The organism is Nocardioides sp., from assembly GCF_025964975.1.
Classification (GTDB): Bacteria; Actinomycetota; Actinomycetes; order Propionibacteriales; family Nocardioidaceae; genus Nocardioides.
Genome location: NZ_JAOPXV010000088.1, coordinates 1 through 25686 on the forward strand (window position 1 = coordinate 1; position 25686 = coordinate 25686).

22 protein-coding genes and 1 pseudogene are annotated in these 25686 nt (G+C 70.6%); 10 read left to right on the forward strand and 13 right to left on the reverse strand.

The features are described from left to right. A pseudogene (locus JWN68_RS06045) lies at window positions 1-166 on the reverse strand (NCS2 family permease); the annotation flags it as partial. Window positions 167-241: 75 nt separating this feature from the next. Between JWN68_RS06045 and JWN68_RS06050 the strand changes: the two are divergent. Continuing rightward, window positions 242-526, forward strand: a complete 285-nt coding sequence (locus JWN68_RS06050) for a DUF2530 domain-containing protein (protein WP_297736149.1) — start codon at window positions 242-244, stop codon at window positions 524-526. Continuing rightward, window positions 523-1131, forward strand: coding sequence for a class I SAM-dependent methyltransferase (locus tag JWN68_RS06055; RefSeq protein ID WP_297736152.1), 609 nt, complete (start codon window positions 523-525; stop codon window positions 1129-1131). Before JWN68_RS06050 ends, JWN68_RS06055 begins: the two co-directional genes overlap by 4 nt. Here JWN68_RS06055 and JWN68_RS06060 read toward each other — a convergent pair. Then, the gene (locus JWN68_RS06060) at window positions 1128-1904 is read right to left on the reverse strand and encodes a DUF3027 domain-containing protein (protein WP_297736154.1); all 777 of its coding nucleotides are present in this window, start codon (window positions 1902-1904) and stop codon (window positions 1128-1130) included. The two genes, JWN68_RS06055 and JWN68_RS06060, sit on opposite strands and share 4 nt — an antisense overlap. Window positions 1905-2016: 112 nt before the next feature. Here JWN68_RS06060 and JWN68_RS06065 point away from each other — a divergent pair, with 112 nt between their 5' ends. Then, window positions 2017-3459 carry an MFS transporter gene (locus JWN68_RS06065; protein ID WP_297736157.1) on the forward strand — a complete coding sequence of 481 codons (1443 nt, stop codon included), beginning with the start codon at window positions 2017-2019 and terminating at the stop codon, window positions 3457-3459. Between the two features lie 25 nt (window positions 3460-3484). On the opposite strand, the gene JWN68_RS06070 is transcribed toward JWN68_RS06065, so the two are convergent. Both JWN68_RS06070 and JWN68_RS06075 read right to left on the reverse strand, forming a co-directional pair. Then, window positions 3485-3880, reverse strand: coding sequence for a cold-shock protein (locus tag JWN68_RS06070; RefSeq protein WP_297736160.1), 396 nt, complete (start codon window positions 3878-3880; stop codon window positions 3485-3487). A gap of 109 nt (window positions 3881-3989) precedes the next feature. Then, the gene (locus JWN68_RS06075; protein WP_297736162.1) at window positions 3990-5453 is read right to left on the reverse strand and encodes a haloacid dehalogenase-like hydrolase; all 1464 of its coding nucleotides are present in this window, start codon (window positions 5451-5453) and stop codon (window positions 3990-3992) included. A 131-nt stretch (window positions 5454-5584) separates the two neighbouring features. Between JWN68_RS06075 and JWN68_RS06080 the strand changes: the two genes are divergently transcribed. Beyond that, window positions 5585-7720, forward strand: coding sequence for a S8 family serine peptidase (locus JWN68_RS06080; protein ID WP_297736164.1), 2136 nt, complete (start codon window positions 5585-5587; stop codon window positions 7718-7720). A 6-nt stretch (window positions 7721-7726) separates the two neighbouring features. On the opposite strand, the gene JWN68_RS06085 is transcribed toward JWN68_RS06080, so the two are convergent. Genes JWN68_RS06085 through JWN68_RS06095 form a run of 3 tightly spaced genes read right to left on the reverse strand, consistent with a single transcriptional unit; the run spans window position 7727 to window position 10913 of the window. Beyond that, window positions 7727-8935: an RDD family protein gene (locus tag JWN68_RS06085; RefSeq protein ID WP_297736166.1), complete on the reverse strand. Its 1209-nt coding sequence runs from the start codon at window positions 8933-8935 to the stop codon at window positions 7727-7729. Further along, window positions 8932-10098, reverse strand: a complete 1167-nt coding sequence (locus JWN68_RS06090; RefSeq protein ID WP_297736168.1) for a hypothetical protein — start codon at window positions 10096-10098, stop codon at window positions 8932-8934. The genes JWN68_RS06085 and JWN68_RS06090 overlap by 4 nt, the downstream gene beginning before the upstream one ends. Then, window positions 10095-10913 (reverse strand): protein phosphatase 2C domain-containing protein, encoded by an 819-nt coding sequence (locus tag JWN68_RS06095; protein WP_297736171.1) that lies wholly within the window; start codon window positions 10911-10913, stop codon window positions 10095-10097. The genes JWN68_RS06090 and JWN68_RS06095 overlap by 4 nt, the downstream gene beginning before the upstream one ends. Before the next feature lie 63 nt (window positions 10914-10976). Here JWN68_RS06095 and JWN68_RS06100 point away from each other — a divergent pair, with 63 nt between their 5' ends. The 5 genes from JWN68_RS06100 to JWN68_RS06120 all read left to right on the forward strand — a co-directional run bounded on the left by JWN68_RS06100 (window position 10977) and on the right by JWN68_RS06120 (window position 18191). Further along, a complete protein-coding gene (locus JWN68_RS06100; protein WP_297736173.1) occupies window positions 10977-13256 on the forward strand; it encodes a helicase C-terminal domain-containing protein in 2280 nt (759 codons plus the stop codon). Window positions 13257-13265: 9 nt separating this feature from the next. Beyond that, entirely contained in the window at window positions 13266-13793 is a 528-nt protein-coding gene (locus JWN68_RS06105) for a CGNR zinc finger domain-containing protein (protein ID WP_297736175.1), read from the forward strand. Window positions 13794-14034: 241 nt separating this feature from the next. Then, window positions 14035-15375, forward strand: coding sequence for an MFS transporter (locus JWN68_RS06110; protein WP_297736177.1), 1341 nt, complete (start codon window positions 14035-14037; stop codon window positions 15373-15375). Window positions 15376-15895: 520 nt separating this feature from the next. Next, on the forward strand, window positions 15896-17542 hold the full coding sequence (locus JWN68_RS06115) for a DNA repair helicase XPB (protein WP_297736179.1): 1647 nt from the start codon (window positions 15896-15898) through the stop codon (window positions 17540-17542). 55 nt (window positions 17543-17597) lie between these two features. Then, entirely contained in the window at window positions 17598-18191 is a 594-nt protein-coding gene (locus JWN68_RS06120) for a hypothetical protein (RefSeq protein ID WP_297736181.1), read from the forward strand. A 15-nt stretch (window positions 18192-18206) separates the two neighbouring features. On the opposite strand, the gene JWN68_RS06125 is transcribed toward JWN68_RS06120, so the two are convergent. The 3 genes from JWN68_RS06125 to JWN68_RS06135 form a co-directional block, all read right to left on the reverse strand. Beyond that, entirely contained in the window at window positions 18207-18932 is a 726-nt protein-coding gene (locus JWN68_RS06125; protein WP_297736183.1) for a GntR family transcriptional regulator, read from the reverse strand. 81 nt (window positions 18933-19013) lie between these two features. Continuing rightward, window positions 19014-21551, reverse strand: a complete 2538-nt coding sequence (locus JWN68_RS06130; protein WP_297736185.1) for an ABC transporter permease — start codon at window positions 21549-21551, stop codon at window positions 19014-19016. 4 nt (window positions 21552-21555) lie between these two features. Next, window positions 21556-22317 (reverse strand): ABC transporter ATP-binding protein, encoded by a 762-nt coding sequence (locus tag JWN68_RS06135; RefSeq protein ID WP_297736187.1) that lies wholly within the window; start codon window positions 22315-22317, stop codon window positions 21556-21558. A gap of 186 nt (window positions 22318-22503) precedes the next feature. Here JWN68_RS06135 and JWN68_RS06140 point away from each other — a divergent pair, with 186 nt between their 5' ends. Continuing rightward, entirely contained in the window at window positions 22504-23043 is a 540-nt protein-coding gene (locus JWN68_RS06140) for an alpha-ketoglutarate-dependent dioxygenase AlkB (RefSeq protein WP_366519756.1), read from the forward strand. A 42-nt stretch (window positions 23044-23085) separates the two neighbouring features. Here JWN68_RS06140 and JWN68_RS06145 read toward each other — a convergent pair whose 3' ends face one another. The 3 genes from JWN68_RS06145 to groEL form a co-directional block, all read right to left on the reverse strand. Next, window positions 23086-23544, reverse strand: coding sequence for a hypothetical protein (locus JWN68_RS06145; RefSeq protein WP_297736191.1), 459 nt, complete (start codon window positions 23542-23544; stop codon window positions 23086-23088). Window positions 23545-23641: 97 nt separating this feature from the next. After that, the gene (locus tag JWN68_RS06150) at window positions 23642-24295 is read right to left on the reverse strand and encodes a hypothetical protein (RefSeq protein WP_297736193.1); all 654 of its coding nucleotides are present in this window, start codon (window positions 24293-24295) and stop codon (window positions 23642-23644) included. A gap of 249 nt (window positions 24296-24544) precedes the next feature. Then, window positions 24545-25686 (reverse strand): chaperonin GroEL (gene groEL / locus JWN68_RS06155; RefSeq protein ID WP_297736195.1); only part of this gene is annotated, 1142 nt, incomplete at its 5' end.

Genomic DNA, 25686 nt, shown 5'->3' on the forward strand with positions numbered 1-25686 from the left:
AGCCGAGGATCAGCGGGTTGAGGACGATGATGTAGGCCATCGTCAGGAAGGTCACGAGCCCGCCGCGGACCTCGCGCGACAGGGTGGACCCTCTTTCGGTGATCTTGAAGAACCCGTCGATGCCGCCGCGGTTCGAGGACGTGGGGGCAAGGGTCTTGTTGGTCACGAATGGAGATTCAAGCAGAAACCGGCCGGTAGGTGTTCAGTGGAGCTCGCCGGACCAGACCGGTAGCGTGGCGGCATGGAGCTGAGGGACGACCAGACGACCCAGCACGCGATCGGCAACCGGACCTACATCGTCGCCAACGTCGCGCCGCTGGACGTGGACGGTGTGCGCACCAGCGAGGTCGGCGCTGCCATCTGGCTGGTCGCCTTCGTCGCCCTGCTGCCCTTCTACGGCGCCCTCGAGGACAGCGGCCGGACGTGGTGGCTCTGGACCTGCCTGGCCGGGTTCGGCATCGGCCTCTTCGGGGTCGAGTACTGCCGGCGTCGCCGCAAGGCCCGCGCCGAGCGCGAGACCGCGTGACCCGGCCACCGACCCGGTGGGAGCTCGCCGGCGAACGCAACCGCGGCTATGCCGAGAGCTTCGCCACCCGGGTGGCCGACGGCTCCGACATCGACGGGGAGGCTCGTCTTGCCGACGCGATGGTCCCCCGTGGCGCCCGGATCCTGGACGTCGGCTCCGGCATGGGCCGGGTCGCAGCCGCGCTGGCGGCTCGAGGTCACGAGGTCGTCGCCACCGAGCCGGACGCGGCTCTGCGTGAGCAGTCGCGGGCGACGTACGCCGATCTCGACGTCCTGCCCCATCAGGCGCTGGACCTCCCGGAGCTCCCCGGCTTCGACCTGGTCCTGCTCGTCGGCAACGTGCTCATCTATCTCGGCCAGGACACCGAGCGCCACGTGCTGGCTCACCTGAGGTCCCTGCTGGCCCCGGGTGGACGCGTGCTGGCCGGGTTCCACCTGCACGGCACCAGGCAAGGCAGCCGGGTCTACCCGGCCGACGAGTTCGTCGCGGACGTCGAGGCGGCAGGGCTCCGGGTCGACTGGCGGTTCGGGAGCTACGAGCTGCACCCGCCGAACGACGAGTACGCAGTATGGGTGCTCTCCGCGGCTGGCGGGGAACCGGCCTAGAGCGACACGAACTCGTCGTCGGTCAACGTGTCGAAGACGTGGTCCGGGACGGGGATGGGCTGCTGCTTGCGGGCCAGCTTGACCTCGGAGTGCGCCCCACAGCCGTGGTCGAAAGACACGACCCGGCCGTCGTCGTTGGCGTTGCCGTTGGCGCAGACACCGAACGTGTCGGCGAGGTGACCGCAGATGCGCACCAGGAAGCCGCAGGACCAGCAGGACTCGGGCGCGTTCTTCGCCAACGGGGACTCCGGGCCGCCGTCGCCTTCGTACCAACGAACGGCTGCCATGTCGGTCCCCTCGATCGAGAGGGTGCGGACGCGGCCGAGGCCGAGGTCCTGGGCGACCTGACGCACCTGCGCCTTCGCGTCGCTGTCGAGCGGGTCGTCGCCGAACGAGTAGGTCGGGACCAGGCGCGGGTCCTCGTCCTCGACCGGGAGCAGGTCGCCGGGCGAGAGGTCACCGGGCTGGAGCCGCTCCTTGTAGGGCACCCACGACGGCGCCACGATCGCTTCCTCGCCCGGCAGCAGCACGGCCTCGTTGACGGTCGGCACGTCCGAGTCCAGCGCCCGGCTCAGGGTCACCGACCAGCGCCACCCGAGGTAGCCGAGTCGGGTGCAGGCGAAGAGGTGGGTGACAACGAGCTCGCCCTCGCGCTCGACACCGAGGTGATCGCCGACGTCGGCGGCACCCGCCAGGTCGAGCGCGGCGGCGCGTGCGACATCCTCCGCCCCGGCAAGAACGGGGTCGGGCGAGGTCTGCGCTACGTCGATCACACGGACATCATGACAAACGCCGGGGGCCGGTGCCTCTTCGCCGTCACTTCTGGCACGTATGGCGCGCGCCCTGCTGCGCCTCGCGGACCCACCAACACGGCAGGATTGACCCATGACCCCCAAGCCGCCGTCGAGCGACACCCACGCTCGAGATCGACTGGCCGGCGCCGGCCGGGGTGTGCGGGCGGCCGGTCGAGGCGCAGGCAGGGGAGCCAGGGCCGCCAGCCGCGGAGTCGGCCGCGGGGTCGCCGGCGCGACGCGCGTCACCGGACGCGCAGGTCGCTACACCGTGCACCAGGCCGTGCGAGCTGCCCGGGCCGAGGGGGCCGGCGACTCCGGCCTCTCGCGCCTGATCGGGCTCCACGCCATCAACGCGGCCGGTGACGCCGCCATCGCGATCTCTCTCGCCGGGACGCTCTTCTTCCAGGTCCCGACCGGCGAGGCCCGCGGTCAGGTCGCGCTCTTCCTCGGGCTCACGATGCTGCCGTTCGCGATCGTCGCGCCCCTGATCGGCCCCTTCCTGGACCGCTTCAGCCACGGACGCCGGTGGGCGATCGGCTCCACGATGGCCATTCGGGCCTTCCTCTGCTGGGTGTTGGCCACCGCAGTCGCCACCGAGTCCCGATGGCTGTTCCCCGCCGCACTGGGCTGCCTGGTGGCGTCAAAGGCCTATGGCGTGACCCGGGCCGCGGCCGTGCCCCGGCTCCTCCCGCCGTCACTGACCCTGGTCAAGGCGAACGCCCGGGTCTCGTTGGCGGGCGTCGTGGGCGCCGCAGTGTCGGCGCCGATCGCAGTGCTGGCTTCGACCGCGGGGTCGGACTGGTCCCTGCGCTATGCGTTCGTGGTCTTCGTGCTGGCCACCATCTGGGCGATCCGGCTGCCTTCACGCGTCGATTCCAGCGCCGGCGAGGGCACCTTGGTGCTGATGCCGGCGGTCCGGGACCGTCGCCCGGAGACCCCCGGCAAGCGACCCAAGACCCGGATCCCTGCCGCGGTCGCCTTCGCCCTGCGGGCCAACTGCGGGCCACGGTGGCTGTCCGGCTTCCTCACCATGTTCATGGCGTTCCTGCTGCGGGACAACCCGATCGACGACTGGCGACCGGAGGTCCTGCTCGGGCTCGTCATCGGGGCGGCGGGCCTGGGCAACACGCTCGGCATCACGCTCGGCTCGGTGCTCAAGCGAATCGACCCGGCGATGACGGTCGTCCTGGCGCTGCTGGCGGATGCCGTCGTGGTGCTGATCGCTGCGCTCTTCTACGGCTTGGTCCCGCTCATCGTGCTCGGTCTGACGGCCGGGCTCGCACAGTCGCTCGCCAAGCTGTCCCTGGACTCCACGATCCAGCGTGACGTCCCCGAGCGCATCCAGGCCAGCGCCTTCGCGCGATCCGACACCACCCTCCAGCTGGCGTGGGTGATCGGCGGTTTCGTCGGCATCGCGATGCCGCTGATGCCACGGCTGGGACTCGGGATCGCCTGTGGCGTACTTGCGGCATGGGCGATCTTCGTCTTCGTCAGCCGGCCCGCCCGGATCGGGACGTCGCCGGGCGGCGCGTGATCCCAGGCGTCGACCCGGGCTCGTCTCAGAGCTCGAGCTCGTCGGCCAGGGCACGCAGGAGCTTGGCCGTCGGTGCGGCCGTCTTGTGCTCCGGGTGGCGGCCGTGTCGATAGGTCTCACCGACACCGTCGAGCAGGCGGATGAGGTCCTCGACGATCGCCGTCATGGTCTCGGGGTCCTTGCGCTGCGAGTTGCGCTGGTTGCGGGCGACCGACGCCGGCGCATCGATGACACGGACCTGGAGCGCCTGGTCGCCACGGCGGCCCTGGGCGATCCCGAACTCGACGCGGGTGCCGTTCTTGATCGTGGTCATGCCGTCGGGCAACGCGTCGGCGTGCAGGTAGACGTCCGGCCCGCTGTCCTGCGACAGGAAGCCGAATCCCTTGTCGGCGTCGAACCACTTCACCTTGCCAGTGGGCACGGGTCTGACCTCTTCTTCTACAACGTCTCGAGGCGACGGCGTTCGCGATCGCGGGCAAACTCTAGGCCGACCGCACATCCACTAGCCAACCGATTGGCTCCGGTGGACCTCACGCGGTGGGCCTACGCCTTGGACGCTCCTCGTTGAGCGACCCGGAGCGGAAGCCTCGAGGGTCCACCTCGGCACGGTCGAACCCGGCGGTGAGCACGGCTCGGCGTACGGCCTCAGCGTTCGGCGAGCCCGGCGCGAGGGGTCCTTCGAGCAGCGCGGCGTCCACCTCGATCGAGGCCCGCTCCCCCAGGTCTCGGACCCGGAGGTCCCGCACGGGGGTGCCGGACTCTGCCAGGACGGCGCGTACGGCGACCTCGGCCCGTTCCACCCGTCCCAACCGGTGCGGCGTCACCTCCAGTCCATAGGCGATCCGCGACGAGAGGCAGGCGGCCGCCGGCTTGTCCCAGGTCGGCAGTCCCCAGCGCCTGGACGCGCGGCGCACGTCGTCCTTGGTGAGGCCGGCGTCCAGCAGGGGGGTGACCGCCCCTCGTTCGGCGGCCGCCCGGATGCCGGGACGGAAACCGGCGACCGCGTCGTCGGCGTTGGTACCGGTGGCGACGTGGCGGATGCCGCGCTCGACGGCGAGCGGCTCGAGCGTCTCGATCAGCTCGGCCTTGCAGAAGTAGCAGCGCTCGCTCGAGTTGGCGCGGTATCCCTCGCGCTCCACCTCGTGGGTGCGCGGCGTCAACAGCTCCACGCCGAGCGAGGCCGCGAAGTCACGTCCCGGGTCACGCTCGACCGCCGGAAGAGAGTCGGAGTAGCCGGTGGCCGCCACGACCCGGTCGGGCCCGAGGGCGCGTACGGCGGCAGCCAGCAGGAGGGCACTGTCGGCACCGCCGCTGAAGGCGACGAGGACCGAGCCCAGCTCGCGCAGGCGCTCCTCGAGGGCGGCCAGGCGCAGGTCGAGGACGTGCTCGTCGAGCCACTCGGGGAACTCGTCGAGGGAGTCGAGCACGACGTGCGTACCGGCGGCCACCAGGTCGTCTCGGTTGCAGCCCCCGGTGAGCACGGAGACACTGGTGACACCCGCTGCGAGCGCACCCTCGACGTCATGGACGTGGTCACCGACGTAGACCGACGCCCCCTGCGCGCGAAGCACGTCCGCCTTGCCGAGGCCCCAGACCTTGCCCTCGAGGTGGTCGATGTCGAGCGCCAGGTGGTCGACGTGGCGCTGCGCGTTGGGCCCGAACTTCCCGGTCACGACCACGACGCGGCCGCCATGGCTGCGTACGGCGGCGAGCGCCTCGTGGGCGCCGGGCAGGACAGGCACCGGGATGATCGAGTGGTCCACGTAGAGCTCGCGGAACCGGTCGATCGCCGCACCGACGGCTTCGGGGGCGAGGTGCGGGGTGAGCATCAGGTCGAGCGGCGGGCCCAGGTTGCTCGCCAGCTCGAGCACCGGGAAGGTGACCCCGAGCTCGAGGCCGAGCGCCTCCAGGGTGGCGGTGAAACCCGGCACGGTGTCGATCAGTGTCATGTCGAGGTCGAAGCCCACCACGAGCGCGGGGGCGGGAGAGGGCATACCCAGCAGCCTAGGCGCTCCGGCCGGCCCTTTGATTCCACCGGTCTCCCTGACACCATGGACGGTTGGGCATCACTGAGCGACAATGACCGGCCCTGCCCGCAAACCCCGCACCACACCGAGGAGCGATCGTGACGACGACCCGCACCGTGAACCGAGCGGCTCGCATCGTGCTGCCCGGAGTGGTCGCCGGGGTCCTCGCCGCGAGCGCGCTCGCCGGCTCACCGGCGCACGCAGCCGACGAGGAGGTGCCGGGCCTGCACCTCGTCACCCTCACCGGTCCGGGCACGTCAGCGACGCCGCCGGTGACGGGGGCACCGGACGCGCAGGCCGTCCTGCTGGCCCGCCAGGACGCCGTCCTCGAGACCATCGGCGGCCCCGCCACGGCCTACCGCTGGACCACCGCCCTCAACGGGTTCGCCGTCGAGCTCACCGCTGACCAGGTGACCGCACTCGAGTCCAACGACGACGTCGCCGCGATCGAGGCCAACACGGTGCGGCCGATGGCGGGGCACGTGGACCTCTCCGCCGTCCGGTTCAGCCGGTCCTCGGACCCCCGGGCCTCGAGAGGCGCAGGCGGCTCCGGGGTCGTGATCGGGTTCGTCGACTCGGGCATCGCGCCCGACTCGCCGCTCTTCAGCGAGGTGCGTGGACTCGGCGAGACCCGCGCTGGGTTCTCCGGCACCTGCTCACCCGGCGAGGGGTGGCCCGCATCCACCTGCAACCGCAAGGTCGTCGGCGCCGGCTGGTGGGTCGAGGGCTTCGGTCCCGATCGCATCCGGTCGTCGGAGAGCCTGTCGGCACTCGACGTCGTCGGCCATGGCACCCAGGTCGCCTCGGTGGCAGCCGGCAACTCCGACGTCTCGGTGCTGATGAACGGCCGGACGATGACGAGCTTCAGCGGTGTGGCACCGCAGGCGAAGGTCGCGCCCTACAAGGCCTGCTGGGCTGCTCCCGACCCAGCCGATGACGGGTGCTCGACAGCCGACCTGGTGTCCGCGATCGACCAGGCCACCGCGGACGGCGTCGACGTCCTCAACGTGGCCGTGGCGGGGCCGACCACGACCGACACGGTGGAGCGTGCCCTGCTGGGCGCGGCCGAGGCGGACATCGTCGTCGTCGGCGCCGCGGGCAACGGTCGGTCCGCCTTCGCGGCGCACGCGTCGCCCTGGGTGACCACGGTGGGCGCCGCCCGCGGCAACACACTGCGCGGTCGGGTGTCGGTCGTCGGCGGTCCCGCCTTCACCGGTGCGAGCCGTTCGCGTCGTCAGCTCGGGCCGGTGGCGCTGGTGCTCGGGGCCGACGTCGCCGCCGACGGGGCCCCGACCGAGGACGCCCGCCGCTGCTTGCCGGGTTCGCTCGATGCGCGCCAGGTCGCCGGGCGTGCGGTGGCCTGCCTGCGCGGCGGCATCGGTCGCGTCGACAAGTCCGAGGCAGTCGCGCTGGCCGACGGCGTCGCCATGGTGCTGGTCAACGACCGCCCCGGTGCCCTGGTCGATGACTTCCACACCGTGCCGACGGTCCAGCTGTCCGTCGCCGACGGGACCCGCCTGACGCGGTGGATGAAGCGCCATGACCGCACGACCGTGCGCCTTGCAGGCGTCGGCATCGAGAAGGACGCATCGGAGGCGGCGCGCTGGTCAGCCCCGGGGGACGACCGCGCGAGCCTGCTCAAGCCCGACGTCGTGGCTCTCGGCGAGGGGGTCCTCGGCGCCGTACCCGACGCCTGGGCGTTGTTCTCGGGGACCTCGGCAGCCAGTGCCCGTGCGAGTGGCGTGGCGGCGTTGCTGCGCGCCAAGCACGGCCACTGGTCCGCGTCGGTGGTCCGGTCCGTGCTGACGACCACCGCCAGGCCGCTGGCGGGCACCTCCACCCTCGTCCAGGGTGCGGGTCGGGTCCGGGCGTCCTTGCCCAGGCCCGGGCTGGCCCTCGACATCGCGCCGACTCGCTACCGCGACGCGTTGGAGGACGTGTCCTGGGAAGACCTCAACGTCTCCTCGATCATCATGCGGGGCGGTGGTACGACCACCCGGCGCGTCACCAACCTGGGCACCCGCGCCGAGTACTTCTCGGTCAGCGCCCGAGGCTTCGTCCGGCACCGCGTGCGGACGACCCCGGTGGCGCTGCGGCTCGGGCCCGGCGAGTCGGCCTCCGTGCGCATCACGGTCACCGGTGGCGGCAACCCCAGTCGCTTCGACGACGGCTGGATCGTGTGGCGCGGGGCCCGGGGTTCGCACACCCGGATCCCGGTCGCGATCAGCCGCTGAGTCGGCTCAGGACTCGCGGCTGACCGTCATCTGTCGGTCACCGAACGAGACGGTGTCGCCCTCGACCAGAGTGGCGGGCTTGCCGGGCGCCAGCGGCTTCGTCACGCCCTGACGGACCAGGACCGACCCGTTGGTCGACCCGCGGTCCATCACGACCAGTACCCCGTCGGTCGCCGGGCCGAACTGCGCGTGCGTCTTGGAGACCGACATGTCCGCCGACGCCAGCGGCACCAGGTGGTGCACCTGCTCACCCGACCGCGGTTCGGGTCGGCGCCCCACCAGGGCCAGGCCCTCCACCACGAAGGTCTCACCGTTGTCGAAGGTGACTCGCCATCGCGGCCCCGTCGGTACACCCGCCTTGGGACGCACCACCGTGCGGCCGTCCTCGGCAGGGGAGCGGCGCGCCGGTGCCGGCGGGGGCTGGAACTGGGCCTGGGGCGGAGGCTGGAACTGGGGCTGAGGCTGGAACTGGGACTGGGGCGGAGGCTGGAACGGAGGCTGGGAATGGGGCGGCACGGCCGGCTGGGGACCGACTGGTCGCGCCGCTTGCTGTTGGGCCACCTGCGTGCCGGGCAGAGGCTGGAGGTCGGGCGGCACGAGCGTCCGTCGCACCGACTGCTCCGAGGTCGTTCGGCGCGAGGGCGTGGCAGCTTCGACGGGCGGCGCCGGGATGAGGCGCATCGCCGTCAGGTTGACCACGTGTCGAGGGGAGTCGTCCACGTCGTCGACGTGCAGGTCGACCGGTCGCACGTCCACCACCACGGAGTGAGCGAGGTGGTCGTGCCAGCCCCGGCGTTGTCGGCCGCGGTCCTCGACAGCGGTCCAGGCAAGCGTCACCAGCCCCAGGGCGAAGGTCGGCACGGTTGCCAGGGCCAGCACGGTCGAGCGCAGCAGGGCGCGCCCGACCCCGATCGGCGTCCCGGTGCCGTGGTGGACGACGCGGAGGCCGGTCATCGACTTGCCCGGGCTGCTGCCCGTGGCTCCGACGAGGATCGCGAGGACCAGCCACAGGGTCGCCATGACGGTCGCGGCGACGCCTACGGCCTGCCAGCCGTCGTCCAGCAGGAACCAGCCCCCGACGCCCGCCAGGGCCACCAGCAGCGACGTCAGCACGCGGTCGATCGCGAACGCGTAGAAGCGCCGTTCGAGCTCGGCGACGGGATAGGTCGTCGCCGCGACCGGGGCGTGGCTCACCTGCGGACCTGCTGCACTCACGGGTTGGTCGTCTGGATGGTCACGCCGTCGCCGAGGTCGAGGATCGCCCCGGGGATCAGTGCGACGGCCATACCGGCCTGGAGGTCCTCGGGCGGTAGGCCGGGCTGGACCAGGACCGTGCCGTTGGTCGAACCCATGTCGGTGACGACGGCCATCCCGTGGTCGGCGCCCGCGCCGGGACGGATCTCGAGGTGTGTGGACGAGATCTCGTGATTCGGGCTCGCCACCGTCACCAGCCGGGGCTGGTCGCTCGAGGCGAAGGCCCGAGCCTCGGGGGCGCGGCCGAAGAGGATCACCCGGTCCACGTCGACCACCTCACCTGTGGAGACCACCAGCCTGGCGACCGGGCGAGCCACGACCGACGGAGCGAGCTCGTGCCCAGGGGTGCCCGGGACTGGCCGCGCGAAGTCCTCGACCGGGGGGGCCACGCTGGTCTGGCCGTCGTGGTCGTCCGCGGGGTACGGCGATGGGTCGACCACCGCCGGCTGCTCCCCCGTGGTCGCCGGGTCATCGGCCAGCGGGGAGCCGAACGACAACGGCTCGGGCTCGACAGTCTGGGGCGCGGGCTCCGGGACGGGCGCTGGCTCCGGGTCCGGGGCGGGCACGGGCACGGGCTCCGGCGTCGGCTCCAGCTCCGGTGCTTCTTCGGCGGCGTGCTCCGGCTCCTGCGGTGTTGCCGGCACGTGTGCCGGCTCGTGGGCTTGCGTGCCGTCGGTCCCGAGGGGCCGCTCGCCGAACTGGACCGCTCCGGCGCGAGCCACTCCGGCCACCAGCGCGAGGTCGGCCTCGAGGACGGCGTCACCCACGGTGATCCGGCCACCCGTCACGCCGTCGAGGGTGCGGTCGGCCCACATCGAGTCGGGCTCGTGGGCCAACGCGACCTCTCCGTGGGCGGTGCTGAAGGTGGCGGCGACGTCGCCGCGCACCAGCACTCGGGTGCGCTCGCCGTGACCGACGAGGACGAAGCCCTCGAGGCTGCTCAGGCCGTCGGCGAGGAGGCCGTCCAGGACCTCCTCGAAGGACCCGCCGCCGTCCGCGATGTCCCAGAGCCCGGCCACCCGGGACCGCGCCGCTGGCGGCACCAGGACGGTGACCTCTTCGCCCACGACGGCATACCAGTCGCCCGCAGCGAAGGTCGTCCTGTGCGCGGCCTTGTCACTCACGGTCGAGCCCCCAGCTTGTCTTCAAGACTCGCCCGCTGGCGCGCGGAGTCGTAGGAATCATCGTGAACCAATCCCACCACATCGATGACCACGGCGGTCGCGTTGTCGACGCCACCGGCATCGAGGGCGGCCTGGACGAGGGCGTCGGCGGCATCACGAGGGTCGTGGATGCGGTCCAGGATCCCAGCGATCACGGAGTCGTCGATCATCCCGGTGATCCCGTCGCTGCAGAGCAGCAGGCGCTCGGCGGCCGTCAGGGGCAGCAGGAAGAAGTCGGGGCTGACCCCCTCCGGGCTCCCGAGCGCTCGGGTGATGACGTGGCGCTCGGGATGGGTCGTCGCCTCCAGCGCGGTGATCTCGCCGGCGTCGATCAGCTCCTGCACCACCGAGTGGTCCACGCTGACCTGGTGCAGCTCGCCGTTGTTGAAGCGGTAGATCCGCGAGTCGCCGAGGTTGACCAGCAGCCAGGACGTGTCCTCCTGGTCCGCCACCAGCACCGCGGCGACGCAGGTCGTCCCCGCGTGCCAGCGTGTGTTCTCGCCGCGCTGCGCCTCGCCGTAGTCGAGGATCCGGGCCTGAGCACGTGAGAAGGCACCGGCGACGTGCTCCGCCCCGCGGCGGGGGTCGTAGCCCTCCTCGGCGAGCCGGCCGAACTCCTCGACGACGATGCGGCTGGCGACGTCGCCGCCGGAGTGGCCGCCCATGCCGTCGGCGACGACGAAGACGGGAGGCGCCACCAGGAACGAGTCCTCGTTGACCTTGCGCACGTGACCGATCTCAGAGGCGGCGCCATGGTGCAGATCAACCGTCTTCATGTGCCTGCCTCGTGTCCGTCGACGATGAGCCACGGCGTGGGCCCGGCGAGTAGCGTAGAAGGGATGTCGAGCAACGAACAGGCGCCCCCGCGGACGCTGGCAGACCAATTGCGCCGCTGGCCGGATGACCGCCTCGCGGCGCTGCTCGGCCTGCGTCCGGATCTGGCCACTCCGGCGCCTCATGACTCGGCGCAGCTGGCGTCGCGTGCTGCAACTCGTTCCTCTGTCCTCCGGGCGCTCGACGACCTCACTCGTCTCGAGCTCTCCGTGCTTGATGCCCTCGTGGTCGCAAACCAAACCAGCGAGGCCGAACTCGTCGAGATCGTGCATGCCGACGCCGGCGCCACGCGAGCCGCGATCGAGCGCCTGACGGACCTGGCGCTCGTCTGGGAATCACCCGGCGGGCTCCGCGCCCTCAGCGCCGTCGCCGACGCCCTACGGGGCGACGAGTCCGCGGGGGTGAGCGGGCTGCGGCCCATGTCGCCCGACCCGGCCCCGGACATCGACGCCCGGTTGGCCGCGATCAGCCTCCGTGCACGAGCGCTGCTCGACCACGTCCTGGTCAGCGGCGGCGAGGGCACGACCGGGACAGCCAGGCGGACCGTGTCGCCCGCCGACGCCGCCACTCCGGTCGAGGAGCTCATCGCCCGTCGCCTCCTCGTCCCGCGCGACGGCGGCGTACTGGTGCTGCCGGGTGAGGTCGGGATCGCCTTGCGGGGTGGTCACACCACGACGACCCCACGCGACGAGGTCCCTCCGCTCGCCACCACCCGACGTGAGCAGTCGCTGGTCGACCGCACTGCAGGAGGTGCAGCGTTCGATGCCGTACGCCGCACAGAGCTCCTGCTCGACCACTGGGGCCTGCAACCGCCCAGCATGCTCCGCGGCGGCGGACTCGGCGTCCGCGACCTGAAGGCGGCGGCGGCCGAGCTCCAGGTCACGGTGCCGGAGGCGGGACTCATCATCGAGGTCGCGACGGCTGCCGGCCTCCTCACGTCGGCGACCGATCCCGAGGGCAACGAGGTGTGGTTGCCGACCGACTCCTTCGACACCTGGGCCGCGGGCTCGACGGCCGAGCGCTGGGTCGCCCTCGCGTTGGCCTGGCTCGACACGACCCGGTTGCCGAGCCTGATCGGCACGCGCGACCCGGCCGGCAAGTCGTGGAACGCCCTTGCGCCCGACCTGTCGAGCACGATGGCGCCGGACGCCAGGTCGCTCGCGCTGGCGCAGCTCGTGGGACTGGACGAGGGGTCCGTGCTCGCGACCGGCACCGGCGTGCCCTCGATCGTCGAGCGCGTCGCGTGGCTCCGTCCCCGGCGCCCGTCCGTGCACCGCGACCTCGTGGCCGCAGCCGTGCACGAAGCCGGGTTGCTCGGACTCGTCGGAGCCGGTGGCCTCTCCCAGGCCGGCCGGGCGATCGTGGCCCACGACCACGACGCCGCCCTGGTCGCCATCACCCCGCACCTCCCCCACCCGGTCGACCACGTGCTCCTGCAGGCCGACCTGACCGCCGTGGCCCCGGGCCCGCTGGAGACCGAGCTCGCCCGGACGCTGCACCTCCTGGCCGACGTCGAGTCCCGCGGTGGGGCCACGGTCTATCGCTTCACCAACGGCTCGGTGCGACGAGCCTTCGACGCCGGCTGGTCGGCGCTGGAGGTCCACGACTTCATCGGCTCCGTATCGCGCACTCCGATCCCCCAGCCGCTCACCTACCTGGTCGACGACGTCGCCCGGACCTTCGGCACCATCCGGGTCGGGCAGGCCGAGTCGTTCCTCCGGGCCGACGACGAGTCGGCCCTCACCGAGCTGATGCACCACCCGAAGGCGACCAGCCTCGGGCTGCGCCGGATCGCACCCACGGTGGTGATCTCCACCATGCCCATCGACGTGCTGCTGCCCAGGCTGCGCGAGCTCGGCACGGCCCCTGTGGTCGAGGCCCCGGACGGCAGCGTGCGGGTCGCGCGCCGTGACCTGCTGCGAGCCCGCCGGCCACGCACGTCGCGCACCCGAGGGGCAGCACAGGCCCGCGCCCAGGCGACCGTCGCCTCGGTCGTCACCGCCATCCGCAGCGGTGATCGTGCCGAGGCCAGTCGACCCGCCTCACCGGCGATCGCGACCACGCCCTCCAGCGCGCTCGTCGCGCTCCGCGAAGCCATCGAGGGCGGCGAGACGGTGGTCATCGGCTACGTCGACAACCACGGAGCCAGCTCCGACCGGGTCATCGAGCCGCTGCGCCTCGAGGGTGGCCAGCTCAGCGCGCACGACCACCGAAGCGACGACGAGCGACTCTTCGCCGTACACCGCATCACCACCGTCACTCCGCTCGCATCGCCCCGAACGTAGAGTGGTCAGGTGGACTTCATCCGGTATGCCGAGTCGTCGGCGGCGCTGCTCAACACCGAGCTGCCCGACGTCGACGCGCTGCTGAGCCACCTCACCCCGCGCTCGTGGCTCCAGCTGCAGGTCACCGAGCAGGACCTCTCAGCGCTGCAGACCTTCCAGTCGCAGCTGCGTCCGGTCTTCGAGGCCTCCGACCGCGGCGACGTCCGAACTGTCGTCACGGCACTCAACGACCTCCTCATCCAGCACCCGGTTACGCCGATGATCAGCGACCACGACCCCGACGACCTCCACATGCACGTGGCCAACCGCGCTGCGTCGGTCTCCGAGCTGCTGATCAGCGAGGCGCTGATGGGGCTCGCCAACCTCGTGTGCGACCTCGGCGCGACCCGCCTCGGGACCTGTCAGGCGGTCAAGTGCGACCACGTGTTCGTCGACACCTCCCCCAACCAGTCGCGGCGCTACTGCTCGGACCGCTGCTCGTCGCGGGCCAACGTCGCTGCCTACCGCGCCCGGCAGAAGGCTGCTGCGGCGATCTAGACGCGTGCGCAGTTGCGGAACGCCTATGGGCGTGCCGCGTCCGTGTGGGAATGTCGCTGAACCCATTCGCTTCATAGGTCTTCCGGGCCTCGAATCTGGCCTCGGGGTCGTCCCTCGCCGTTCTCGCGGGGGCTTGTGCTCTTTCGCTCCGCCCGGGCCAGTCGGGCCCACTCGCACCGCCAGAGCGTCACGTCCGACAACGAGTCGTTGATTGTCCGGCCCACGGGGCAGGATCGCTGTCGTGAGTACGACGCCGACCGCCGAGCGACCAGGAGCGCGCGCGTTCTGGGAAGCATTGTCCACTGAAGGCCGCTGGCTGCTGTCCACCGTCGTGGTCCAGACGCTGGGCCGGGGTCTGACGCTGCCGTTCACGATCATCTACATGAATGAGGTCCGCGGGATCTCGCTCGACCTCGCCGGAATCCTCATGGCGTTCATTGCCGTGGTGGCACTCGCCGTGACCGGACCCGGCGGTGCGCTGGTGGACCGGATCGGTGCCCGCCGCATGTTGCTGTTCTCGACCACCTGCCAGATGATCGGCTGCGCGGTGATCGCCTTCGCGACGACACCGACACTCTTCGCGGTGGGCTTCGCGTTCCTGGGAGTCAACTTCGGCGTTTCATGGCCGGCCTTCAACGCGCTCGTCGCCGCCGTGACGACCGGCGACACACGCCAGCAGTACTTCGGCATCAACTTCGCGCTGATCAACCTCGGCATCGGTGTCGGCGGCATCATCGGGGGGTTCTACGCAGATGTCACCGACCCGACCACGTTCACGGTGATCTTCTTGGCCGACGCTGCCTGCATGCTGGTGCCGATCTTCTTGCTTCTCGGACCGCTTCGACATGTGCAGGGCCTTGCCGAGAAGCCGACGGATGAGGACGCCACCGGAGAGTCGTATCTCGCAATCCTGCGTCAGCCGGCCGTCATCTGGCTGACTGGCCTGACGTTCCTCGGCACCTTCGTCGGCTACGGCCAGATCGAGGCCGGACTGCCCGCGTTCGCGCGCTCGGTGAGCGAGGTGTCGACCCGGGTCATCGGCTTCGGGTTCGCCGTCAACACCGGTGTGATCGTGCTTCTGCAGTTCGTGGTGCTCCGGCGGATCAGTGGCCGACGGCGCACCCGTGTTCTTGTGGTGATGAGCGCTCTGTGGGCCGCCGCGTGGCTGACCCTCGGGCTGACTGGGCTGGTCCCGGGGACCCTCGCAGCCGCGATCGGCGTGCTTGCCTTCAACGGCCTGTTCGCGCTGGGCGAGACATTGCTGCAGCCGACGATCCCGGCGATCACCAACGACATGGCCCCCGACCACCTCCGAGGTCGCTACAACGCTGTCAGTGCGGGCGCCTTCCAGGCCGGCACGATCCTGGGACCAGTCGTCGCCGGCGTCATGCTCAACCACGGCTGGTCGTCGGCGTTCATCGCGATGATCATGATTGGCTGCGGATTCATGACCGTGCTGGCGCTCGGGGTCGAGCGACTGATCACCCCGCTGGTCAACGGTGTCACTGCTCAGCAGCACGCCGGACCGATACTGCTCGGCGACCCGACCACTGGCGAGCGGGCGGTTACGGAGGCCGAGTGACTGTTCAGCGTCGGGCAACCCGAACTCCGGTCGGCAGCATTGCGCGGCCAAGGCGGGCGTACGGATCTGCCTCATTGAGCGTTGTGCCGCCACGTCCGGATCCGCCGATGAGCGGGTGACGGCCAGCAGCCCCGATCACGTACCCGTGGCGGAATCGAGCACCTCGGCGAGGATTGATCGGTTGCAGGAGGTGGCGAAGACGTACGACGTCCCGTCACGCGCATGCCCGTCCAAGCCCCTCCCTTCCGGTAGATGCCTTGGGTGACCCGTCAGTCGACGCCAACGGCAGGAGCGCTCGCGCGGGAGGCGGCTGGATTCGTAGCGGTCACCGATCCGATGAACCCATCGTCCGTGTCCGTGCGTGGCACCGCAAGCGGGCTTCAGCAGAGGAGAGCTGCGTTGACCAGGTCGGTCTTGCCGCCCTGACTCCACGGGCCCTGCGGAAGGTGAGACCAGCGCAACGGGTCCGAAGCCCCGCGGGCTGGCGTCGGCCCTGAGGCCTCCCCCGTAGGCTGGGTCGGTGAATGACGGCCCCCTGATCGTCCAGAGCGACAAGACGCTGCTGCTGGAGATCGACCACCCGCTCGCCAGCGACGCCCGCAAGGCGATCGCGCCCTTCGCGGAGCTCGAGCGTTCCCCCGAGCACATCCACACCTACCGTCTGACCCCGCTGGGACTGTGGAACGCACGGGCCGCGGGCCACGACGCCGAGCAGGTCGTCGACGCGCTGCTGACGTTCAGCCGCTACGCCGTCCCCCACGCACTGCTCGTCGACATCGCCGAGACGATGGGCCGCTACGGCCGTCTGCGCCTCGAGAAGCACCCGACCCACGGGCTGGTGCTGAGCAGCACCGACCGGCCGGTCCTCGAGGAGGTGCTGCGCGCCAAGAAGATCGCCGGCATGCTCGGCAACCGCGTCGACGACGACACCGTGCTCGTGCACGCCTCCGAGCGCGGCAACCTCAAGCAGGCGCTGCTCAAGCTCGGGTGGCCCGCCGAGGATTTCGCGGGGTATGTCGACGGCGAGGCCCACCCCATCTCGCTGGTCGAGGACGGCTGGGCGATCCGGAAGTACCAGCAGGAGGCAGTCGAGTCCTTCTGGCACGGCGGCTCCGGCGTCGTGGTGCTTCCCTGCGGCGCCGGCAAGACCATCGTCGGCGCGGCCGCCATGGCTGAGGCGAAGGCCACCACGCTGATCCTGGTGACCAACACCGTGAGCGCGCGCCAGTGGAAGGACGAGCTCATCAAGCGGACCTCGCTGACCGCCGACGAGATCGGCGAGTACTCGGGATCCGTCAAGGAGGTCCGGCCCGTCACCATTGCGACGTACCAAGTGCTGACGACGCGACGCAAGGGCGTCTATACGCACCTCGAGCTGCTCGACGCCCGCGACTGGGGGCTGATCGTCTACGACGAGGTCCACCTGCTCCCGGCCCCGATCTTCCGCATGACGGCCAACCTGCAGGCACGCCGCCGCATCGGCCTGACCGCGACCCTCGTGCGCGAGGACGGCCGCGAGGGCGAGGTCTTCTCCCTCATCGGGCCCAAGCGCTACGACGCCCCCTGGAAGGACATCGAGGCGCAGGGCTGGATCGCCCCCGCCGACTGTGTCGAGGTCCGCGTGACGCTCCCCGAGGGGCAGCGGATCGCCTACGCCACCGCCGAGCCCGAGGAGCGCTACCGCCTCGCGTCCTGCACCCACGCCAAGATCGATGTCGTACGCCGCCTCGTCGAGCAGCACCAAGGGCAGCCCACCCTCGTGATCGGTCAGTACATCGACCAGATCGACGAGCTCGCGGAGCTGCTCGACGCGCCGGTGATCAAGGGCGAGACACCGGTGAAGGAGCGGCAGCGACTCTTCGAGGCCTTCCGGTCCGGGGAGCTGTCATTGCTCGTCGTGTCCAAGGTCGCCAACTTCTCCATCGACCTGCCCTCGGCGGAGGTGGCGATCCAGGTGAGCGGCTCGTTCGGGTCCCGGCAGGAGGAGGCACAGCGTCTCGGCCGTCTGCTCCGCCCCAAGGCCGAGGGGAAGACCGCACACTTCTACACCGTCGTCTCGCGCGACACCGTCGACGCCGACTTCGCCCAGAACCGCCAGCGCTTCCTGGCTGAGCAGGGCTACGCCTACCGCATCATCGACGCCGCGGACCTCGACGTCGCTCCCTGACGACTCGGCCCCGACTCACGCGCGACGGCGGGGCCGGCGGGACTAGGGTCGAGACGTGACGTCGCTGGGTGATCGCTGGCCGCTGCGGGCGCTGCACGACGTCCGCGACGAGCTGCTCGTCGCCTGGGACCGGCCGGGCTACCACGACCTCAGACATCTGACCGAGGTCCTCGACCGGCTGGACGACCTCGACCGCGAAGGTGCCGTCTTCGACCGGGTCCCGGTGGTGCTCGCAGCCTGGTTCCATGACGCCGTCTACGACGGGCGGGCCGACGCCGAGGACAGGTCGGCCCAGCTCGCCGAGGCGCTGCTCCCCGATCCACCCGCGGCGGAGGTGGCCCGGCTGGTGCGCATGACCGTGCACCACCAAGCATTCCCTGACGACCTGAACGCAGCAGCGCTCAGCGATGCCGACCTGGCCATCCTGGCGGCGAGCCCGTCGCGATACGCGAGCTACACCCGCGACGTTCGCCGTGAGTATGCGCACGTCCCCGACGCCGCCTTCTGCGCAGCGCGGGCGAAGGTGCTCGCCGACCTCCTGGACGGCCCGTCGCTCTTCCGTACGCCGCAGGGCCGGGCGGTGTGGGAGGAGCGGGCCCGCGCCAACGTCAGCGACGAGATCGCTCGACTCGTCGGAGGCCAGGGGTGATGGCGGGCCTCAGCGTCAGCCTGCGTCGCCGAGCTGGACGTGCATGATGAAGCGGTCGTGCCGGAAGGTGCTGCGAGAGACCTCGACGACCATGTCGCCGCAGAGCGCCCGACGCGAGAGGTGAAGCACGGGGTCGCCGGGCTCGATCTCGAGCTGGGTGGCCTCCTCGAGCGTGGCGGCGTCCGCCGAGATGGCATCCTCGGCCCAGGTCGGACGGAGGCCGCGGTCCCGGAGCGCGTCGTAGAGACTGGTGGGCATCCCGGTCTGCAGGAAGCCGGGAAGAAGCACCTCGTTGAGATAGGCGTCCTCCACGCAGACGACCTGCTGGTCACCGCGGCGCAACCGCTTCCAGTGGATGACGGCGTCACCGGGCGAGATGCCCAGGGCGCGGGCAACGCCGGGGCCCGCCTGCTCACGACGCGCAAGGAGCGTCTGCGACTCAGGCAGCAGGCCGCGTCGCTTCATGTCCTCGGTGAAGGACGAGAGCAGCCCGACGCTGCGCCGGGGCTGCGTCACGAAGGTGCCACGACCCGGCACCCGCTCGAGCAGGCCATCGCCGACCAGGGCGTCAAGCGCCTGGCGCACGGTCATCCGAGCCACGCCGAAACGCGCCACGAGCTCGCGCTCGGAGGGTGCAGCTGAACCGGGAGCCGCCTCGGAGATGAGCCCCCGGACATACTCGCGGACCTGCACGTGCTTGAGCTCGCTCTCGGCGCGCTTCACGATCACGGTGTCCACCACAGGAGAAGATTAGGCCCGAAAGCGGCGCGTGTGTTGATTTCTTCAAAGCGCATGGTAAAGGAAATGTTGGCGTCGGTTGAACTACTCGGCGCCGATCGCCCTGAGGACGTCCAGCTTCGCAGCACGACGCGCCGGCAGGATGGCTGCGAACACGCCGATCACGACGGAGACGACCAGGAAGGTCGCCAGCTGGCCGAAGGGCACGGAGATCACCTCGAGGCCCTCCTCACGGAGCGAGTGCATGAGGGCGATCCCGAACCCGATGCCCATCACGACCCCCAGCACGGCGCCCAGCACGGCGATGACCACCGACTCCAGGGTCACCATCCGGCGCAGCTGCGGCCGGCTGACCCCGATGGCGCGCAGGAGCCCGACCTCGCGAGTCCGCTCGATGATCGAGAGGGCCAGGGTGTTGACGATGCCCAGGACCGCGATGAACAGGGCGAGCCCCAGGAGGGCGAAGATCATCAGCACCAGCTGGTCGATCGGCTTCCGCTGCTCGGCTGCAAACCCCTGCTGGTCCTTGACGGTCACGATCGGCGACTTCGCCACGACCTGTTCCAGAGCCTCCTGGACACCCGACGTCCCCGCGTCGCTGTCGATGATGAGGAAGTTGTCGGAATCCCGATAACCGGCGTCGATCAGGGTCTGGGGTGTCGTGACGATCGGGAAGAACAGGATGGGGTTCTCCGCGAAGAGCCCCACGACCTCCATCTTGGTCGGACCGTCGGCCAACTGGACGGTGAGCTCGTCCCCGACCGCCAGGTCCTCCTCCTCGGCATACGTTTCGTCGAGCACGACCGTGCCGTCGACTAGGTCTGCCAGGTCGCCGTCAGCCATGTCGACCTTGAAACCGTCGCGCATGGTCGCTGGTTCGGCGGCGCCCACGCCCTGCGGCTCACCGTCCATCTGGCTGATGGCGAAGCGCTGCGCCCAGATGCTCTCGACCCCGGGCACCTCCGCCATCTGCTTGCCGATCCCCGTCGAGAAGCTCTGACCGACCAGGCTGCTCACGACGTAGTCGCCGACGAAGTTGTCCTCGATCGTCTTGTCCACGCTGGCCTTGGCCGAGTCGCCCACGATGGCCATCGTGCACGCCAGCGAGAGACCGATCATCAGGGCGGAGGAGGTCGCGGTGGTCCGCCGAGGGTTGCGCAGCGAGTTCTGGCCGGCGAGCGCCCCGATGGAGCCGAACAGCTTCGCGTATGCCCACGCCGCCGCCGCGAGCAGTGGGTAGCTGATCACCGGGCTCGCCGAGGCGACGCCGAGGAGGATCGCCAGGATGCCCGCGCCCACGAAGTAGCCCGGCCTGGGAACGGCATCGAGCAGGCCGGCCGCGAGTGCTGCGCCCCCCGCCACGATCAGCACGATCCCGATCAGGAGCCGGCGCCGCAGCGACGAGTCCGGCATGGCGATGTCGTCCCGCATGGCCTGGACGGGCGCGATCCGGGTCGTCCGGCGGGCCGGGAAGAAGGCCGCGCCCATGGTGACGACCACGCCCACGGCGTACGCCGCCAGAACGGTCCGCGGCGCCATGATCAGCGGCTGGCCGGACAGGTCGAGCCCGAACTGGGCGAACAGCGTGCGGATGCCCATCGCCAGCAGGACGCCGAGACCGAGGCCGATGGTCGAGCCCAGGAGACCGAGCACGCACGCCTCGAACAGCACCGACCGGTTGACCTGCTTCTTGCTCGCTCCCAGCGCCCGCAGCAGGGCGAGCTCGCGGCTGCGCTGGGCGACGAGGATCGAGAACGTGTTGACGATGAGGAAGGCCCCGACGACCAGCGAGATGCCGGCGAAGATCAGCAGGAAGGTGGTCAGGAAGCCGACCGCCTCCTGGATGGCGCTGGCCGCCTCGTCGGCCGCCTCGTCACCGGTCACGGCCTCGACATCCTTGGGCAGGGCCTTGTCCACCGCTGTTGCCAGCTCGTCCTGGCTGGTGCCCGCCTCGGCCGTCACCCAGATGTCGGTGAAGGCGTCCTTGCCGTCGAGGAACAGGTCCTGGGCCGTCGCGGTGTCGAAGGCGGCGAAGGTGGCGCCGTTGAGCGAACCGCCGTCGGGGAAGCCGATGATCCCCACCAGCTCGGCGGTGAGCGCACCCCGATCGGTGGCGGTGACGAGGTTGACGTCCTGACCGATGACATAGCCACCCTCGCCGGCGGCGGTCGAGTCGAGCATGACCTCGCCGGCCTTCTCCGGCGCACGGCCGGCGATGATGTCCATCCCCTCGAGATCGTGGCCGGCGGGCGCATCGGTCCAGTTGCCGCCGATGCTGGGCGGGCCGTTGCCGCCGATGAGCTTTCCGTCCTTGCCGACCACGTAGACGCCGAACGACGTGACGTTGCCGTCCACACGCGCCGCCCCGTCGACGCCTTCCAGCGCCTCCACCAGGTCCGCACCGACCGTGCGCGTGGTCGGCTCCGTGGCAGCGTCTGTGTTCTCTGGCCGGACGACCACGTCGCCGACGGTGGAGGCCATCAGTGCGGTGAAGCTCCGGCTCAGGGTGTCGCTGAACACGAGCGTGCCGACGACGAAGGAGACGCCGATGACGATCGCGAAGGTGCTCATCAGCAGGCGCACCTTGCGCCCGAGCAGGCTCTTGAGGGCCGCGTGGAACATGCCCTCAGACCTCGACGGGCGCCGACACCCGGGCCATCACGTCGAGCACCGAGTCGCGGTCGGGACTGCGCAGCTCGTCGACGACACGACCGTCCGCGAGGAAGACCACCCGATCGGTGTAGGAGGCAGCCACGGGGTCGTGGGTGACCATCACGATGGTCTGCCCGTGGTCGGCAGCGCTGCGCTGAAGCAGCTCCAGCACCTCTTTCCCCGACTGGGAATCCAGGTTGCCGGTGGGCTCGTCCGCAAACACGATGGTGGGCCGACCGACGAGCGCGCGAGCCACGGCGACCCGCTGCTGCTGGCCGCCGGAGAGCTGGTTGGGCCGGTGCCCGAGGCGGTCGCGGATGCCCACCGTGTCGATGACGGCGTCGAACCACTCGGGGTCCGGCTTGCGTCGGGCGATCGACTGAGGCAGCACGATGTTCTCCCGGGCGCTCAGGGTCGGCACCAGGTTGAAGGACTGGAAGACGAAGCCGATCTCGTCGCGCCGCAGCCGGGTGAGCTCCTTGTCCTTGAGCCGGCCCAGCTCGCGGTCGCCGATGAACACCTCGCCGGAGGTCGCGCTGTCGAGGGCTGCGCAGCAGTGCATCAAGGTGGACTTGCCCGAGCCGCTCGGGCCCATGATCGCGGTGAACTCTCCCGCCGCCAGGTCCAGAGTGACCCCGTCGAGCGCTCGCACCATCGCGTCGCCCTTACCGTAGGTCTTCGTCAGATCCCGCACCCGCGCGGCGACGGCCGCGTCCCCCACCCCTGTGATCGCCATGGGGCCACGATCCCGCACCCTGCCAAACCTCCGCCACCGGGATGTCCCCTGGGGAAGCCGTCGGGGGTTGTCTCGAACGCGTGTTCGACCTAGGCTCGCGCCGTGGACTTCCAGTCGACCCTCTTCGCGCCTGAGGCCCCCGACGCGCCCGGGACCGCTTCGCAGCTCGCCCCCGAGCGGACGACGCTGTCCGACGGGGCGTGGATCGACGTCCAGCGCAACTGGCTCGCCGGTGCCGACGACGTCTTCGCGACCATGGTCAGCGACGTGCCCTGGCGCGCCGAGCAGCGCCAGATGTACGACCGCATCGTCGACGTCCCGCGCCTGCTCCACACCTACGTCCTCGGCGAGGCCCTCCCGCACCCGGCCCTCGAGGACGCGCGCGACGCGTTGAGCGCGCACTACCTCCCCGAGCTGGGCGAGTCCTTCGTCAGTGCCGGTTGTTGCTACTACCGCGACGGCCGCGACTCGGTCGCTTGGCACGGCGACACGATCGGCCGGGGCAAGACCCGAGACACGATGGTCGCGATCGTCTCGCTCGGCGACCCGCGCAAGCTCGCGCTGCGGCCGCGAGGCGGCGGCGAGGCCATGTCGTTGATGCTGGGGCATGGCGACCTCTTCGTGATGGGTGGCTCGTGCCAGCGCACCTGGGAGCATGCCGTGCCCAAGGTGGCCTCCGCCGGCCCCCGCATCAGCGTGCAGTTCCGCCCGCTCAACGTCTTCTGAGCGGCTCATACAAGGCCCGGACGCCCGTCGACCCCGAGGCGGTCAGCCTGCGTAGGCGTCCTGGTAGAGGCCTTCGAGAAGCGCGTCCTTGGGTCCGCTGAGTCCGCAGACCGAGACCTGCCCGTCGAGGCTGCTGATCAGGTAGGTCTGACCCTGCTGGAAGTCGACGGCCAGGATGAGGTCAGACATGTCCTTGCCGGGCACGCTGACCGTCACGGAGGAGGCCGGCGTGCCGGCATACGTCCTGCTCACCTCGAGGGTGGCTTCCTGCTCGGTCATCGCGGTGACGGTGCCCTCGAAAGCCGTGTCCTGGACGCGGAGGTTCTCGACGCTGGGCGGCATGCACCGACCCGCCGAGTCCGGCGGGAGGGTGAGCTCGGTGGAAGCCTCTGCCGTCTCCTTGGCGCCCGGTGCGTCGGCTGCCGTGTCGTCGGCGCCGCCGCAGCCGCCGAGCAGTCCAGCGCTCGCCACCATTGCTGCGACCCACGTCCAGCGCGACATCTTGTTCCTCCACGATCGGGTGGAACCACTGTTCCACACCGATCTGACGCGTCTCCCGGTCCCGTCGTTCCGTGGCTCCCACCCGCTCGGGGGCGGATCAGCCGTCCTTGACCGTGGCGGTGGTGCCGTCCTCGCCCTGCTGCTCGTCGATACGGCGCTTGATGCGACCCACGCCTGGCAGCTTCGCCAACATGTCGTTGAGCTCGCGGGACACCGCGAGCAGGTCGTGCAGGTCCGGCGCGACACTTCCCAGGGTGGTCATCACCGGCAACACGTCGTTCTCGACCCGAGCCGCGAGCTCGGGTAGGTGGTCGACCAAGCGGACCAGCGCGGCGACCTCGTCGGGATGGGTCGTGTCGGCCAGCACGTCCAGGGTGGGCTGCAGCTTGGTGAGCGACGGCTCGAGCCCGTCGAGGAGCGGCGTCAGCCGGCCGACCTGGGCCTCGGCCGCGTCCACGATCCCACCGGTCCGCGCCACCACCCCGCTCGCACGCTCCGAGACGACCTCGACGTCGTCGATCGCCGCCGACGCCCGCGCCGACATCACCTGGACCTCGTCGATCGCCGCCGACGCACGTGAGGAGACGCGCTCGACACCGTCGATGGCGATCGTGGCCCGGGTCATGAGGATCTCCGCCCGGTCGAGCAGGGCGATCATCCGGGGCACGGTACCGAGCAGCAGGTCGAGCTGACCGGCCCCCTTGCCCAGCACGGAGATCAGGTCGCTGGGTCCAGGGACGGGAAGGCGCATACCCCTTCATACCTCGACGTTCCTCACCCGTTCACCTCCCTGCGGGGGACGGGGCAGCAGGACCGAAGAGCGGCGGGGCCACTTCGGACTACCCAGAGGGGAGGTCACCGGCGTGTCGGGGTCCACCACCGCAGGTCGCGCTCCGCGCGGCGCGGGAACTGGCCCCCGTTGGATCGCAGGGACATGCAGCAGGGCCCCGGTCAGCGACCGGGGCCCTGCGTGTGGTGCGTGGAGCTGGAAGGGCTGGACTCAGAAGTCCATGCCGCCCATGCCGCCCATGTCGCCGCCGCCACCCATGGCGGGCGCCTTCTCGGGCTTGTCGGCCACGACGACCTCGGTGGTGAGGAACAGCGCGGCGATCGAGGCGGCGTTCTGCAGGGCAGAGCGCGTCACCTTGGCCGGGTCGATGATGCCTTCGGCGATCATGTCGACGTATTCGCCGGTGGCCGCGTTGAGGCCGTGACCCGGGGTCAGGTTGCGGACCTTCTCGGAGACAACGCCACCTTCGAGGCCGGCGTTGATCGCGATCTGCTTCAGCGGTGCCTCGATCGCAACCTTCACGATGTTGGCGCCAGTGGCCTCGTCACCCTCGAGCTCGAGCTTGGCGAAGGCCTCGTTGCCGGCCTGGACCAGCGCGACGCCACCTCCGGCGACGATGCCCTCCTCGACGGCGGCCTTCGCGTTGCGAACGGCGTCCTCGATGCGGTGCTTGCGCTCCTTGAGCTCGACCTCGGTGGCCGCGCCGACCTTGATGACTGCAACGCCGCCGGCCAGCTTGGCCAGGCGCTCCTGCAGCTTCTCGCGGTCGTAGTCGGAGTCGGACTTCTCGATCTCGGCGCGGATCTGGTTGACCCGGCCCTCGATCTGGCCCTGGTCGCCGGCGCCCTCGACGATGGTGGTCTCGTCCTTGGTGATGACGACCTTGCGGGCCTGGCCGAGCAGCTCGATGCCGGCCGACTCGAGCTTCAGGCCGACCTCCTCGGAGATGACCTGCCCACCGGTGAGGATGGCGATGTCCTGCAGCATGGCCTTGCGGCGGTCACCGAAGCCGGGAGCCTTGACGGCGACCGACTTGAAGGTGCCCTTGATCTTGTTCACGACCAGGGTCGAGAGCGCTTCGCCGTCGACGTCCTCGGCGATGATCAGCAGGGGCTTGCCGGACTGCATGACCTTCTCCAGCAGCGGCAGGAGGTCCTTGACCGTGGAGACCTTGGAGTTGGCGATCAGGATGTAGGGGTCCTCCAGGACCGCTTCCATCCGCTCGAGGTCGGTGGCGAAGTAGGCCGAGATGTAGCCCTTGTCGAAGCGCATGCCCTCGGTCAGCTCGAGGTCGATGCCGAACGTGTTCGACTCCTCGACCGTGATGACGCCTTCCTTGCCGACCTTGTCCA

Coding starts and splice junctions, on each gene's coding strand:
- JWN68_RS06050 (WP_297736149.1), top strand. CDS start 242: ATGGAGCTGAGGGACGACCAGACGACCCAGCACGCGATCGGCAACCGG.
- JWN68_RS06065 (WP_297736157.1), top strand. CDS start 2,017: ATGACCCCCAAGCCGCCGTCGAGCGACACCCACGCTCGAGATCGACTG.
- JWN68_RS06075 (WP_297736162.1), bottom strand. CDS start 5,453: ATGCCCTCTCCCGCCCCCGCGCTCGTGGTGGGCTTCGACCTCGACATG.
- JWN68_RS06095 (WP_297736171.1), bottom strand. CDS start 10,913: ATGAAGACGGTTGATCTGCACCATGGCGCCGCCTCTGAGATCGGTCAC.
- JWN68_RS06100 (WP_297736173.1), top strand. CDS start 10,977: ATGTCGAGCAACGAACAGGCGCCCCCGCGGACGCTGGCAGACCAATTG.
- JWN68_RS06130 (WP_297736185.1), bottom strand. CDS start 21,551: ATGTTCCACGCGGCCCTCAAGAGCCTGCTCGGGCGCAAGGTGCGCCTG.
- JWN68_RS06135 (WP_297736187.1), bottom strand. CDS start 22,317: ATGGCGATCACAGGGGTGGGGGACGCGGCCGTCGCCGCGCGGGTGCGG.
- JWN68_RS06145 (WP_297736191.1), bottom strand. CDS start 23,544: ATGTCGCGCTGGACGTGGGTCGCAGCAATGGTGGCGAGCGCTGGACTG.
- JWN68_RS06150 (WP_297736193.1), bottom strand. CDS start 24,295: ATGCGCCTTCCCGTCCCTGGACCCAGCGACCTGATCTCCGTGCTGGGC.